We start from the raw sequence: 13,490 nt of genomic DNA, 5'->3' as shown, positions 1-13,490 counted from the left end.
CCCCGCACCACCTCACACGAAGGAAGATCGATGAAGATTTCCGCACAGATCGCAGCCGCCGCCGCGCTCTCCCTCGCACTCGCCGGCTGTGCCAGCAGCGTGGGCAGCGACGGCGGCGAGGGCGGCACGCTCACCCTGGGCTTCGCCCACGTCGTCGGCGAGGACTCCGCTCTCGGGGAGGCGGCCAAGGCGATGGTCGCCGCCATCGAGGAGGAGTACGACGGCGAGGTCGAGGCGGAGTACTACTGGACCGGCGCGCTGGCCGGCGGCGCCGAGCTCCTCCACGCCGTGGGCGACGGCCGCACGGAGCTCGCGAACTCCCCCGCCGCCTATTCCGCGAACGAGCTGCCGACGGCGACGTGGACCGACACGCTCCCGGCGCTCGCCGGGCCCGCCCCGTTCGCCACCGCCATGGCCGGGACGGCCGCCCACACCCAGCTGTTCCGGGACGCCGCGATCACGGAGGAGTACGCGGAGATGGGCGTCACCCCGCTGGGCGTCCTCATCCCCGACTACTTCTACATGGTGTGCAACACGCCGGTGGAGTCGGTCGAGGACGCCGAGGGCCTGCAGGTCCGGGCCGGCAGCCCCACGCACTCGCGCGAACTCGAGGCGCTCGGCATGACACCGGTCTCCATCGAGTGGGGCGAGACCTACGACGCCCTCTCCCGCGGCACGATCGACTGCTCGCTCACCTCGCTCTCAGGCGCCGTCGACCTCGGCCTCTACGAGAACGCGAAGCACGTCGCGATGGTCCCCTTCGCGCCCACCGTCCTCCCCGTGCTCATGAACACGGACGCGCTCGAATCGCTCGACCCCGAGATGCAGGAGTTCATGCGCACCGAGGCCGTCTCCGCATACCTGCGCGGTTACATGAAGGCCGGCATCACCGAGAACCAGGAGCTCTACGCCGAGGGAGGGGTGCTCGCACCCGGCGGCGAGGTGGCCGTCACCCAGCCGAACGACCTCATCGCCGAGCTCGAGGACTTCCGCGCCGAGGAGCTCGCGAAGCTCCCGGAGAGCGCACCCGAGAGCGTCGCGGACCCGGACGCCGTCATCGAGGACTACACCGCGCACATCGAGACATGGCGCACACTGTTCTCGGACCTCTCCGGCATCCCCGCCGAGGGCTACGACACCCCCGAGGCGACCCTCGAGGGAATCACCTCGGTGAGCGACCCGGACACCCTCGTCGGCGGCTTCATGGACGAGTTCGCCGCAGAGGCGCTGACGCCGGCCGACTGAGCCGGACCGCGCGGTCCCAGCGGCGCCGTGCCGGCGGCACGGAGCCGATGGGGCTGTGCACCCGCGCACCCACGCACAACGACACGCAGGAGGCTGCAGACATGAAGAGAATCGCCGTCGTCGGGGCGGGATCCCTCGGCACGATCGCCGGAGCGCTCATCGCGGACCGCGGCTACGACGTCGAGCTCATCGACGCGAACGCCGCACACGTCGCGGAGCTGAATCGCACGGGCGCGCGCATCACGGGCCACATCGACCGGCTCATCCCGGTCACCGCGAAGCTGCCTTCCGAGGTGACGGGCGAGTACGACCTCGTGATCCTGCTGACCAAGCAGGTCTACACGGAGCAGGCGCTCGAACCGTTCCTCGGCCGGCTGAGCCCCGAGGGCATCGTCTGCACCCTGCAGAACGGGACGCCGGAGCAGCACGTGGCGGAGATCGTCGGGCACGGGCGCACCCTCGCCGGCAATGTGCGCTACTCCGCGATCTACCGCGGGCCGGGCGAGTCCGAGCTCGCCACCACGTGGGAGCAGACGCTCGCGCACTCCTTCGACATCGGCGAGCTCGACGGGAGCATCCCCGACCGCCTCCGCGAGACGGCAGACATCCTCTCCAGCGTGGGACACTGCGGGCTCACGGAGAACATCATCGGCATGAAGTGGTCGAAGCTGCTCATCAACTCGACGTTCAGCGGGCTCTCCGCGGCGTGCGGCTGCACGTTCGGCGAGGTGATCGACACCCCCTCGCTCATGCGGGCGGCGGTCCGTCTCCTCGACGAGGGGATCCGCGCGGGGCAGGCGGCCGGGATCGAGATCGAGCCCCTGGGCCCCGCGCCCATCGAGGCGTTCCTGCTCGACGGCGAGTGGTCCGCGGAGCAGAGGATCGCCTTCTTCACCGATTCGATCGAGAAGCACCGGCACGCCGAGGCGAGCATGCTCCAGGACCTGCGCAAGGGCATCGACTGCGAACGCGATTTCATCAACGGGCGCGTGATCGAGGTCGCCGAGCGCTTCGGCGTCGAAGTGCCGTTCAACCGCCTCGCATACTCCCTCATCTCGCGGGGAGAGGCGGAGCGGACAGTGCCGCCGTTCGCGGACGGGGTGGCCGCGTTCGAGGAGCTGCTGAGCCGCGTCACCGCCGAGGCGGCCGGCACCGCCGAGGCGACGGCAGGGGGCCTGCGATGAGGTTCGCGAGCCTGCGGGTCGCAGACGGCCGCGAGCTGGGCCTGGTCGCGGACGGGCTGTTCCACCCGATCCGGGGCTGCGCGGACGTCACCGAGGCCATCGAGCGCGGGGAGGACCTCCTCGCGCTCGGCGAGGCCGCACTCCAGGAGCCCGGACGGCCCTTCGAGGAGAGGAATCTGGCGTCCCCGCTCCGCCCGCCGGCCATGCGCGACTGCATGTGCTTCCACGAGCACATCCGCAACTGCAGCCCCGGACAGGAGCTCGACCCCCTCCACTCCCGGTTCCCCGCCTACTACATCACCAACAGCAACGCCGTCATCGGCCCCCATGACGATGTCCGGATCCCGCCCGGAAGCACCTCCTTCGACTTCGAGCTCGAGCTGTGCGCCGTGCTCGGCCGGGCCGTGTCGAACCTGACCCCGGAGGAGGCGCGCGAGGCGGTGCTCGGCTACACCACCTTCCTCGACTGGAGCGCTCGCGATCTCCAGTTCGAGGAGATGCAGCTGCGGCTGGGTCCGGCCAAGGGCAAGGACTCCGCGACCACGCTGGGGCCCTACTTCGTCACGACGGACGAGTTCGCCGGCCGCGAGTCCGGCCTCTCCTACGACATCGCCATGCGGGCATGGGTCAACGGTGAGCAGATCGCCGACGGCAACTGGAACACCATCAACTGGAATGTGGGGGACGTCATCGCGTACGCCGCGCGCGGGACGACCCTCTCGGCCGGCGAGGTGCTGGGCTCCGGCACGGTGGGCGGCGGCTGCCTCGTCGAGCACGAGCGGACGGGCTCGGAGAAGTTCAGCCGCTACCTCCAGCCCGGGGACGTCGTGGAGACCTCGATCGACCTCCTCGGCTCGACCCGGCAGACGATCGCCCCGGCGCTGCCGAGGCACCCGCTCTCGAGCGGTCACTGAGCTGGGTGGTCACCGAACCGGGACGGTCGCCGAGCCGAGGCGGCGACTGAACTGGGCAGTGGCTGTAGGAGTGCGGGCCGGTCCCGAGGACTCACTCCCCGTCGCGGGTCTTCGCGGTGACGGTGTGCGTCCCGTCCGGGTTCCGGGTGATGACGTCGCCGTGCTCTTCGGCGAGCTCCTGCAGCCGCTCCTCGTCGACGGGGGTGTCGCCCACCTCTGCGGTGTAGTCGACCTCGGCATCGCCCAGGACGTCCCGGACGGTCTCGTGCACGGCATCGAGCGCCTCATTGCCGCTGGGCTCCTCGCCGCCGCGCCTCCGCACGGGGCCGCCGTCCGTCGTCCGCTGATGAGTATCCGCGTGCGTCCTGTTCTCGCGTGCGTCCTGCTCTGCCATGACGTCCTCCCGATGATCGGCGGATCCGCCCCTGCGGGCGCTGACTCCGACGCTACCTCCTCGCCCGCCGCCGCAACAGATGCCCTTGCGAACTCTCAGGCTTCCCTGCCGGGGGAGGCCGTCCGCGCTCCGCGGCCTGTCGCGGTCAGGTGCCCTGTCACGGGCAGGCGCACTGTCACGGGCAGGTGCACTGTCGCGGGCGGGCACCACGTAGCGAGGGGGCACCGTGTCCCGGTCCCGCGCCTGCGTCCCCCACACCGTCGCGCGCCTGCGTCCCTCACACCCCGGAGCCCCGTCACGCCCCGTCACACACCGTCGCCTGCGGTCCGGAGCACGGGAGCAGAGTTGACTCCGTGTCCGCTACGGGCTTGAATCAGGGGCGTGACGACTTCGATGACCCCTGCCTGGAAGATGTGCTGGCGCCGCCTGCACATCGACCTCATGCTCGTCACCTCCACCTCCTGTTGAGGCCGCCTCCGCGCTGAAGGCTCCTGATCTGCGCCTCGCCCCCAGGCTGCTCCCGCCCCGCGCCGGACGCAGCTCCGCGGCGAATCTCGCACCGGTCCCGCCCGCGCACTGAGCCTCGTCTCCGGGCCTCCTCCGCGCCACAGCGGCACCCCCGTCTGCAAGCTGCGTCTGCGTACAGGGCGTGCAGTCCCTCCTGTGCACGGACATGGCTCAGGCAGGTCGGGTGAGGGCAGCCGGAGAGGCCGGGTGTGAGCAGGGCTGTGCCGCCCTGGTGCCCCGGCCCGCAGCACCCAGCGCCCGGTCCCCCGGCCCGCGTCGACTCCCCCGGCCCGCAGCGCCCAGTTCCTCCAGCATCCTCCCGCCCACTCCCACCTCAGGACGAAAAGACACCTCCGTGCCCTCTCACCCGCATTCCCCGCACGCACTCCTGCGTCAGGCCCCGCTCGCGGGTGCCGCCGCAGAGCGGCCCCGCTCCGCAGCGCACCTCCCCACCCGGCGTGCGCTGCTGGGCGGCGGGCTGAGCCTCGGCGCCCTGCTCGCCCTGGCCGCCTGCACCCCGGACGACACCGCCCCGCTGTCCGGCGGCCGGCCCGCCCCCGGCGGGGTGCTGCGGTACTTCGAGCCCCAGACGTGGACGACCCTCTACCCGCCGTCCGCGGGCTTCTACCCCAACGGCGGCATCGTCAACAACATCACCGACCGCCTCCTCTTCCAGGACCCGCAGACCCTCGAGCTCCACCCGTGGATCGCAGAGGCGCTGCCGGAGGCGAACGCGGACGCGACGGAGTTCACCTTCCGGCTCCGGACGGGAGTCACGCACTCGGACGGCACCCCGCTCGACGCGGAGAACGTGGCGCGGAACTTCGACCTCTACGGCCGCGGCGACAACGCCCGCGCGCTGCCCGTCTCGGAGCAGATCACCAACTACGCCGGCTCCGAGGTCCTCGACGAGCGCACCGTCGTCTTCCGCTTCGACGCACCTGCCCCGGGCTTCCCGCAGGCCACCGCGACGATGAACGCCGGGCTCGTCGCGAACAGCACGCTGGAGCTCGACGCGGAGGGGTTCGGGCCCGGCAGCGCCACCCGCATCGTCACCTCGGGCCCCTTCACCGTCGCCGAGGAGGAGGTGGGCACCCGCCTGTCCGTCCGGGTCCGCGAGGACTACGACTGGGCCCCGCCGCACCTCGAGCACCAGGGCAGGGCCTTCCTCGACGGCATCGACTACCTCGTCAACGGCGAGTACTCGGTGCGGATCGGCGCGCTGGTCTCCGGCCAGGCGGACGGGGTGCGCGGAGTCGAGGCCCCGGACGAGGCACGCGTGGAGGAGAAGGGGCTGCGGCTCTACGCCCAGCCCACCAACGGCATCAACAACGGCCTGAGCTTCCGCTCCCGGCACCCGCTGCTGGCGGACGTCACGGTGCGCCGAGCGCTCACGCACGCCATCGACCGCGACCGCATCGTCGCCAAGCTCTTCACGGACAACTACCCCAAGGCCACCGGCGTCCTCGCCCAGGGCGCGGCCGGCTACGTCGCAGCGCCTCGGGCCTGGGCCTTCGATCCGGACCGGGCGAATGCGCTCCTCGACGAGGCCGGCTGGACCGAGCGCACCGAGTCCGGGCACCGCACGCGAGACGGCGAACCGCTCACCCTCCGCGTCAACATCGCCCATCCGCAGCCCCGCTCCCGTGAGGTGATGAGTCTGGTGCAGGAGGACTTCGCCCGCGTGGGCGTGCACCTCACCATCAACGAGGGCGACTACGCACAGCAGACGATCGACAGCCTCGAGCTCGACCGCGTGCAGGTCTACCACTCGATGGTCGCCCGCGCCGACTACGACGTCCTCGCCAGCCAGTGGTCGGTCGCCAACCGCGATGCGTTCCTCAACCACGACGAGGAGACCGGCGAGTGGGGCGACGAGCGCACCCAGGAGATCCTCGACCGCATCACCGGCTCCGCCTCCGCCGAGGACCGGGCCGCCGCGGCCGCCGAGCTCCAGGAGCACTTCATCGACCAGGCACTGGTCGTCCCGCTGTTCGAGGAGCCGCAGGTGTTCGGCTTCCGCCGCCGCGTCCGGGACTTCTCCACCGAGCCCGTGGGCCGTCCCGCCTTCTACTCCGTCTGGCTCGCAGACTGACGAAAGCCCTCATATGACATCCGCACAGAACCCACCGCCTGCCCGCACCGCGCGGGGCGGCATTCCGCCCATGGCCGTGTACCTCGCGGGCCGGCTCGGACAGGCGCTGCTCGTCCTGTTCCTCGCCTACACCGCCGCCTCGATGCTGCTCATGATCCTGCCCGGCGACGGGGTGCTGGCCCGGTACGCCAATCCCGCGCTCGGGCTCTCCGGCGAGCAGGTCGAGGCGATCCGCCAGTCCTACGGCGCCGATGCGCCCTGGTACGTCCAGTACTGGCAGTCGCTGTCCGGCTTCCTCACCGGCGACCTCGGCTACTCCGTCAACTCAGGTGCCGCAGTCTCCACGCTCGTCGCTTCCGCTCTGCCGTCCACGGCCCTGCTCGCGGTCTCCGGCTTCGCCGCCGCCGTGGTGCTGGCGGTGGCCGTCGCGGTGCTGGCCTCCTACGGGAAGCCGCGCTGGCTCGCCTCCGCCTTCGACTCCGCGCCGAGCCTCTTCATCTCCGTGCCCGTCTTCTGGCTGGGCATCGTCATCATCCAGGTGCTGAGCTTCCAGCTGGGCTGGGTCACGATGGTGAGCCCGGGACCGCTCGAGTCCCTCATCCTGCCCACTCTCACCCTGGCGATCCCGCTGTCGGCTCCGCTCGCGCAGATCCTCATCCGGGCCATCGCCGAGGTGCGGGCACAGCCCTTCGTCCACGTCACCCGGGCCAAGGGAGCGGGTGAGGCGTGGATGCTCGTCCATTCGGTCATCCGCAACGCCATGCTCCCGGCGCTCACGATCGCAGGTCTGCTGTTCGGCGAGCTCGTCGCAGGCGCTGTGGTGACGGAGACGGTGTTCGGCCGAGCCGGGATCGGCGCACTCACGGCACAGGCCGTGGCCAACCGGGACAACCCCGTCCTCCTCGCAGTGGTCGTCATCGCGACGGTGGGCTTCGTGCTCGTCAACCTGCTCGTCGACCTGCTCTATCCCGTGGTCGATCCGCGACTGCGCCACCGCGGTCGGGTGGGCGCGGCGGCCCGCCGCAGGCTCGGCGCCCGCGCACAGGCGTCCGGGACAGGCCCCTCCCGCACCGGAGCGGACCGCGCCGATCAGGAAGAGGAGATCCGCGCATGAGCGCATCCACCGCACACACCCCACCGTCCGCGGGGACGGCGGCACCGGCCTCGGGCACCCCTGCCCACGGAGGTGCACGCCCGGCAGGCCTGGGCACGCGGCTCCGCCTGCCCCGCATCACGACGCTCATCGCGGCCGTCGTCCTGGGCGTCACGATCCTCTGGGCCCTGGTCCCCGGCCTCTTCACCGGGCACAATCCCATCGACGGCGGTGAGACGGCCTCGCTGCTCGCGCCCAGCGCCGAGCACTGGTTCGGCACCGATCAGATCGGCCGGGACGTCTACTCGCGTGTGGTCCACGGCGCCTCGCGCTCCCTGCTCGCGGCCCTCATCGCGGTGGCGGTGGGCCTCGTGGTGGGGTCGGCGATCGGGCTCATCGCCGGCTCCCGCGGCGGCTGGGTGAGCGATGTGCTCATGCGCATCGTCGACGTGCTGCTGTCCATCCCGGCCCTGCTGCTCACCCTCACGATCGTCATCGTCCTGGGCTTCGGCACTGTGAATGCCGCGATCGCGGTGGGCATCGCCGCGATCGCGCAGTTCGCCCGACTCGCACGGGCGCAGACGGTCACGATCATGCAGGCCGACTACGTCCAGGCTGCCTACGGCTCGGGCGGCACCTACTGGTCCGTCCTGTTCCGCCACGTCCTGCCCAATGCGGTGAGCGCCGTGCTCGCACTGGCGGTCCTGCAGATCGGCAGCGCGATCCTGCAGATCTCCACCCTGGGCTTCCTGGGCTACGGCACCCCGGCGCCCGCACCGGAATGGGGGCTCATCATCGCCGAGGGCCGCAACTTCGTCGCCACCGCCTGGTGGCTCACGGTCCTGCCGGGACTCATCGTCATGGCAGTCGTCGTGTCCACCCACCGGCTGGGCACCGCACTCAGGGAGGCAGCGCAGTGAGCGAGCAGAACAGGCAGGCGGCCGGCGCTGATCCGACGGGATCGGCATCCCCTCACTCCGCCACCAGGGGGAAAACAAGGACCCCTAGTGAAAATCCGAGGAGCCGCGGCAGCGCCATCGGCACCGACTACTCGATCGAGTACCCGGAGGAGTTCGCCGAGACGGCCGGCGCGCACGCGCAGCCCCCCGTGCTCACGGTCTCGGGCCTCAGCATCGACTACCGCACCCGCAGCGGCGAGTCCGTTCCCGCGCTCCGGGACGTGGGCCTGACCATCCGGCCCGGTTCGATGACCGCGGTCGTGGGCGAGTCCGGCTCGGGCAAGACGACCACGGCTTCGGCGGTGATCGGGCTGCTCGCTGAGAATGCGCAGGTCACGGATGGCACAGTCGTCCTGGGCACGTACGGTGAGGAGCCGGAGCTGGACCTCGGTGCGCTCTCGCCGCGCGAATGGAAGCGGGTGCGCGGGCGGCGGATCGGATACATCCCGCAGGATCCCGGGACCTCGCTCAACCCGGTGAAGACGGTGGGCGCCAACGTGGCCGAGTCCCTGCGCCTGCACACCGCGCTGAGTGCGGAGGCGCGGCGCGCACGCGTGGTCGAGCTGCTGGACCGGGTGGGGATCGACCGCGCCGCGATGCGCGCGGACCAGTACCCGCACGAGCTCTCCGGCGGCATGCGGCAGCGTGCGCTCATCGCCGCGGCGATCGCGGTGGATCCGCAGCTGCTCATCGCCGACGAGCCCACGAGCGCGCTCGACGTCACGGTGCAGAAGCGCATCCTCGACCTGCTCGACGAGCTGCGGCGCGAAGCCGGCACCGGCATCCTCTTCATCACGCACGATCTCGCGGTCGCCGCCGAGCGCGCCGACGCGCTGCTGGTGGTGCGGCGCGGCCACGTCGAGGAGAGCGGGCCGGCCTCGCGCCTGCTGCGGCACCCGGAGAGCGCGTACACGCGCCGGCTGCTGGCCGATGCCCCCTCGATGCAGTCCCTGCTGGCACTGGGCGGGGATGGTGGAACGGCCGGTGGGGCCGACGAGGCGGCCGACGGGGTGGCTGCAGCCTCGGGCGGCGAGGACTCCGGCACCTCGGCTGGGGCCGGCGGTGAGGCGCGCCCACTCGTCGAGGTGAGCGGCCTGACCCAGGTGTACGCGCGCGTGCCGCGGGACGAGCACGATGCCGACGCCGGCGAGCAGATCATCGGCATCGAGGACGTGGGGTTCACGGTGGAGCGCGGCACCACGCTGGGGCTGGTGGGCGAATCGGGTTCCGGGAAGTCGACGATCGGGCGGGCCCTGACGGGGTTCCTCACACCTCAGTCGGGCGCGATCCGGGTGGGCGAGCTCGATGCGACCCGCCTCGATCGCCGGGGTCTGCGCGCGTTCAGGCGGACGGTGCAGCTCGTGCACCAGAACCCGGCGAGCGCCCTCGATCCCGTGCACTCCGTGGGCTCGAGCATCGAGGAGCCGCTGCGGAACTTCCGGATCGGATCCAAGGCGGAGCGGAAGGGGCTCGTGGCCCGCGCGCTCGACCGGGTGGCGCTCGATCCCTCGCTGGCCGCACGGCGTCCGCGCGAGCTCTCCGGCGGGCAGCTGCAGCGCGTGGCCATCGCCCGGGCGCTCGTGATCGAGCCGGAGCTCGTCGTCTTCGACGAAGCCGTCTCCGCCCTCGACGTGACCGTCCAGGCGCAGATCCTCGAGCTCATCGACGGGCTGCAGCGGGAGCTGGGGCTCACGTACGTGTTCATCTCGCACGACCTCGCGGTGGTGCGGCAGGTGGCGCACACCGTGACGGTGATGTCGGCGGGACGGCTGGTGGAGTCCGGTCCGGTGGGCCGGGTGTTCTCACAGCCGCAGGAGGCGTACACGAAGCGCCTCCTGGGAGCCATTCCCCGACCGCTGGAGACCCAGGTCCTCGACCACCAGGCGCTGTCGATCTGAGCGTGAGCGGCCGAGGGACGAAAATGAGGAGACGGGGTTGGGAGAGACGAGGATGACGGAGCGACGCGCGTCCGCGCAGAGGACTCCTACGGGGACAGGCGCCGCAGAGGGCACGTCCGCGGAGGCCGCGCCTCCGGAGGCGCGGCCCCTCCGGCTGGGGTTCTTCACCCGGCTCATGGAGGACGAGGCGGCCGGTGGCCGCTACCGACACGCGCTCGAGCAGATCGCGTACGCGGAGGAGCTGGGCTTCGAGACCGCCTGGGTCGCCCAACACCACTTCCACCGGGCCGAGGGCGGGCTCCCCTCACCCTTCGTCCTCCTGAGCGCGGCGACGCAGCGGACGAGCTCGATCCGCCTCGGCACCGCCATCGTCACCCTTCCCATGGAGAACCCGGTGCGCGTCGCCGAGGATGCCGCAGTCCTCGATCTGCTCTCCGGCGGCCGCGTGGAGCTGGGTCTGGGCTCGGGCGGGAATCCGCGTTCGTTCCCGGCGTTCGGGGCGGAGTTCGCTCAGCGCCGCGAGCTCATGGCGGAGAAGCTGGCCGTGCTGCGCGGGCTGCTCGCGGGCGACGCGGCTGCAGCAGGGCACGCGCTCTATCCGACCGTCGCGGAGCTCCCGGGGGCGGCCTCGGCGGCGGGCTCTGCCGCGCCTCCCCTGGCCGGGCGCATCTGGCAGGCCACCTTCTCCGAAGGCGGAGGCGCGCACGCGGGGGCGGGCGGGGACGGGCTCATGCTCTCGCGTTCGCAGCCGCGGCCGGAGGAGCACCCGGAATGGGACCTCCTCGATCTGCAGGGACCCGTGATCGCCGCCTACGATGCGGCGCTGCCGGCGGGCGCGCGGAGGCGGGTGCTCGCCTCGCGCACGGCATTCGTCACGGATGCCGCCCACCGGGAGGAGATCATCGCGCGCACGGCGGCGGGACTGCGGGAGGAGGCGCCGCGGCTCATCGGACGCACGGTGGAGGGGCTCAGCGATGCGGAAGTGCTGCGGGTGACCAACACCTTCGCCGGGACCGCCGAGGAGGTGGCGGACGGGCTCGCGGCAGAGCAGACGCTCGATCCGGCGGCGGGCCTCGTCACGGACGTCTCCTTCCAGGTCCACTCCGTGCCCGCGACCCATGCCGAGACCATGCGCTCACTGGAGCTGCTGGCCGGCGAGGTGTTCCCGGCCCTCGGCTGGCGCTGAGCGTGTCCCCGCCGCAGAACCGCCCGGCGGCGTCACCCGCCAGAGCCGCGCGTCCCGCAGTCGTGACGCCGAACTGAGAGAATGCGTGTATGCCTGAGAACCCGTTCCCCCGCTCCATCGCCCCCGCCGACTCGGTGCCCGCGGGCATGGAGGATCAGGAGGCCGATGTCGTCGAGTTCAACGACTTCCGCCCGCGCTCCCCGCAGAAGGTGGCGGTGGTGACGGGCGGATCGAGCGGCATCGGGGCGGCGATCGTCAAGGAGCTCGCCCGCGACCATGTGGTCATCGCGGTGGGCAGGGACTGGCCGCGGCTCAGCGCGGTCGCGCAGCTCGCGGAGGAGATGCACGGCGGGGGTGAGGCACAGGGCGCGGGCAATGCCGCGGTGACGGGCAGCCCGGCACGCGTCATCCCGGTGCTCGCGGACCTGGAGGAGCCGGCGGCGCTCGAGGTGATCTTCGACGAGGAGGTCCGCCCCTTCGGCCGCCTCGACGTCCTCGTGCACAATGCGGCGGTCGCCCGGCGGTTCACCGTCGAGGACGCGACGATCGAGGACTGGCGGGAGTCGCTGGCCACGAACGTCGTGGGGCCGGCGGAGCTCACCCGCGTGCTGCTGCCGTGGCTGCGGATTGCGAAGGGGACGGTCGTGTTCATCGGATCGGGGGCCTCGCGGACGTCCGTGCCGTTCCACACCGTGTACTCCGCCGCGAAGCACGCAGTGCAGGCGCTGGCCGACGGCCTCCGGCAGCAGGTGGCCGGCGACGGCGTGCGCGTCTCCACCGTGGCCCCCGGCCCCACCCGCACCCCGATGAACAGCCTGGAGCACTCCTACCCGGTGCAGGAGCGGGACGTGCGCCTGGAGCCGGAGAGCGTGGCGCGCTCCGTGCGGCACGTCGTCGACGCCCCCGCCGAGGCCTCGATCAGCGAGGTGTGGGTCCGCCCTCGCGAGTGAGGGCGCTCATTCCCTCCCGGAGCTGATCCAGGCGGGGTTCTCGTGGATGTTCCAGGTGCCGCGGACCAGGCCGGCCACGGCGTCGAGGCGCGCGACCTGCTCGTGCGTGAGCTCCACCCGCGTGCTCGCGAGGTTCTCGATCATGCGCGCAGCGCGCCGCGATCCGGGGATCGGCACCGTCGGCACGCCGAACTCCCTCCCCTTCGCGAACAGCCACGCGAGGCTCACCTGCGAGTTCGAGGCGCCCACGGCCTCGGCGATCTCGCTCACGAGCGACAGGGCAGCCTGATTCGCGTCCCAGGACTCGCCCATGCGGGCTGTCCCGCCGCGGAAGTCCCCGGCGACGTCCTCCCTGGTCAGGGTGCCTGTGAGGAAACCGCGTCCAAGCGGGCTGTAGGGCACGAAGCCGATCCCCAGCTCCGCACAGGCCGGCAGCACATGGGCCTCCACGTCCCGCGACCACAGGCTCCATTCCGACTGGACGGCCGTGATGGGGTGGACCGCATGGGCACGGCGGAGCTCCTCGGCCGTGACCTCGGACAGGCCCAGGTGCCGGACCCGGCCCTGTGCGACCAGCTCTGCCATGGCGCCCACCGTCTCCTCGATCGGCACGGCGGGGTCCGGCCGGTGGAGGTACCAGAGGTCGATCGTCTCGACGCCGAGGCGCCGCAGGGAGGCCTCGTTCGCGGTGCGGACGTACTCCGGGCGGCCGTTCACACCGCTCGCGGCCACGCGGGGCGCACCGTCGTCGCCGCTGCGTGCGACGGTGTCGCCGGCGATGCCGAACTTCGTGGCCAGCTGGACGTCACCGCGGCGTTCGGCCAGCAGCGGGGCGAGCATCTCCTCGTTGGTGCCTGCCGGGCCGGTGCTTCCAGGTCGCGGCTCGCCGTAGACGTCCGCCGTGTCGAGGAAGGTGATGCCGGCGTCGATGGCCTCATGCAGGGCGGCTCGCGCCTCCGCTTCCGTGAGGCCGCCGCCGTAGACGTGGGAGAGCGCCATGCAGCCGTAGCCGATGGGCGAGACCTGCAGATCGCCGAGTGCTGTCTTCGTGCTCATGTGTGCTCC

Annotated in this window: 11 protein-coding genes; 9 read left to right on the top strand and 2 right to left on the bottom strand. The window is 71.9% G+C overall.

Translation table 11 applies throughout. The features are described from left to right. The first annotated feature begins 30 nt into the window (after positions 1 to 30). The 3 genes from dctP to K318_RS0109970 all read left to right on the top strand — a co-directional run bounded on the left by dctP (position 31) and on the right by K318_RS0109970 (position 3,343). Positions 31 to 1,245: a TRAP transporter substrate-binding protein DctP gene (dctP, locus tag K318_RS0109980; RefSeq protein ID WP_029089385.1), complete on the top strand. Its 1,215-nt coding sequence runs from the start codon at positions 31 to 33 to the stop codon at positions 1,243 to 1,245. A 101-nt stretch (positions 1,246 to 1,346) separates the two neighbouring features. Then, positions 1,347 to 2,429, top strand: a complete 1,083-nt coding sequence (locus K318_RS20875; RefSeq protein WP_169721457.1) for a ketopantoate reductase family protein — start codon at positions 1,347 to 1,349, stop codon at positions 2,427 to 2,429. Continuing rightward, positions 2,426 to 3,343: a fumarylacetoacetate hydrolase family protein gene (locus tag K318_RS0109970; RefSeq protein WP_029089384.1), complete on the top strand. Its 918-nt coding sequence runs from the start codon at positions 2,426 to 2,428 to the stop codon at positions 3,341 to 3,343. Before K318_RS20875 ends, K318_RS0109970 begins: the two co-directional genes overlap by 4 nt. A gap of 91 nt (positions 3,344 to 3,434) precedes the next feature. On the opposite strand, the gene K318_RS0109965 is transcribed toward K318_RS0109970, so the two are convergent. Next, positions 3,435 to 3,737, bottom strand: coding sequence for a hypothetical protein (locus K318_RS0109965; RefSeq protein WP_029089383.1), 303 nt, complete (start codon positions 3,735 to 3,737; stop codon positions 3,435 to 3,437). 970 nt (positions 3,738 to 4,707) lie between these two features. On the opposite strand from K318_RS0109965, the gene K318_RS0109960 reads away from it, so the two are divergent. The 6 genes from K318_RS0109960 (at position 4,708) to K318_RS0109935 (ending at position 12,425) form a co-directional block, all read left to right on the top strand. Further along, a complete protein-coding gene (locus K318_RS0109960) occupies positions 4,708 to 6,339 on the top strand; it encodes a TIGR04028 family ABC transporter substrate-binding protein (RefSeq protein ID WP_029089382.1) in 1,632 nt (543 codons plus the stop codon). 70 nt (positions 6,340 to 6,409) lie between these two features. Continuing rightward, on the top strand, positions 6,410 to 7,453 hold the full coding sequence (locus K318_RS20870; protein ID WP_084499977.1) for an ABC transporter permease: 1,044 nt from the start codon (positions 6,410 to 6,412) through the stop codon (positions 7,451 to 7,453). After that, positions 7,450 to 8,352 carry an ABC transporter permease gene (locus K318_RS20865; protein ID WP_051297807.1) on the top strand — a complete coding sequence of 301 codons (903 nt, stop codon included), beginning with the start codon at positions 7,450 to 7,452 and terminating at the stop codon, positions 8,350 to 8,352. The genes K318_RS20870 and K318_RS20865 overlap by 4 nt, the downstream gene beginning before the upstream one ends. Before the next feature lie 134 nt (positions 8,353 to 8,486). Beyond that, on the top strand, positions 8,487 to 10,289 hold the full coding sequence (locus K318_RS0109945) for a dipeptide ABC transporter ATP-binding protein (protein ID WP_051297842.1): 1,803 nt from the start codon (positions 8,487 to 8,489) through the stop codon (positions 10,287 to 10,289). Positions 10,290 to 10,341: 52 nt separating this feature from the next. Further along, positions 10,342 to 11,475, top strand: coding sequence for an LLM class flavin-dependent oxidoreductase (locus K318_RS0109940; protein ID WP_084499976.1), 1,134 nt, complete (start codon positions 10,342 to 10,344; stop codon positions 11,473 to 11,475). A gap of 89 nt (positions 11,476 to 11,564) precedes the next feature. After that, positions 11,565 to 12,425, top strand: a complete 861-nt coding sequence (locus K318_RS0109935; RefSeq protein ID WP_245579842.1) for an SDR family NAD(P)-dependent oxidoreductase — start codon at positions 11,565 to 11,567, stop codon at positions 12,423 to 12,425. Positions 12,426 to 12,431: 6 nt separating this feature from the next. On the opposite strand, the gene K318_RS0109930 is transcribed toward K318_RS0109935, so the two are convergent. Further along, positions 12,432 to 13,481, bottom strand: a complete 1,050-nt coding sequence (locus K318_RS0109930; protein ID WP_029089378.1) for an aldo/keto reductase — start codon at positions 13,479 to 13,481, stop codon at positions 12,432 to 12,434. Positions 13,482 to 13,490: the final 9 nt, after the last annotated feature.

The sequence above is a fragment of the Brevibacterium album DSM 18261 genome (genome assembly GCF_000426445.1).
Classification (GTDB): Bacteria; Actinomycetota; Actinomycetes; order Actinomycetales; family Brevibacteriaceae; genus Brevibacterium; species Brevibacterium album.
This window is presented reverse-complemented; position numbering and strand designations above follow the sequence as displayed.

Bases quoted from the DNA above. Each gene is read 5' to 3' on its own strand.
- dctP (WP_029089385.1), top strand. From the start codon at position 31: ATGAAGATTTCCGCACAGATCGCAGCCGCCGCCGCGCTCTCCCTCGCA.
- K318_RS0109940 (WP_084499976.1), top strand. From the start codon at position 10,342: ATGACGGAGCGACGCGCGTCCGCGCAGAGGACTCCTACGGGGACAGGC.
- K318_RS0109935 (WP_245579842.1), top strand. From the start codon at position 11,565: ATGCCTGAGAACCCGTTCCCCCGCTCCATCGCCCCCGCCGACTCGGTG.
- K318_RS0109970 (WP_029089384.1), top strand. From the start codon at position 2,426: ATGAGGTTCGCGAGCCTGCGGGTCGCAGACGGCCGCGAGCTGGGCCTG.
- K318_RS20870 (WP_084499977.1), top strand. From the start codon at position 6,410: ATGGCCGTGTACCTCGCGGGCCGGCTCGGACAGGCGCTGCTCGTCCTG.
- K318_RS20875 (WP_169721457.1), top strand. From the start codon at position 1,347: ATGAAGAGAATCGCCGTCGTCGGGGCGGGATCCCTCGGCACGATCGCC.
- K318_RS20865 (WP_051297807.1), top strand. From the start codon at position 7,450: ATGAGCGCATCCACCGCACACACCCCACCGTCCGCGGGGACGGCGGCA.
- K318_RS0109930 (WP_029089378.1), bottom strand. From the start codon at position 13,481: ATGAGCACGAAGACAGCACTCGGCGATCTGCAGGTCTCGCCCATCGGC.
- K318_RS0109965 (WP_029089383.1), bottom strand. From the start codon at position 3,737: ATGGCAGAGCAGGACGCACGCGAGAACAGGACGCACGCGGATACTCAT.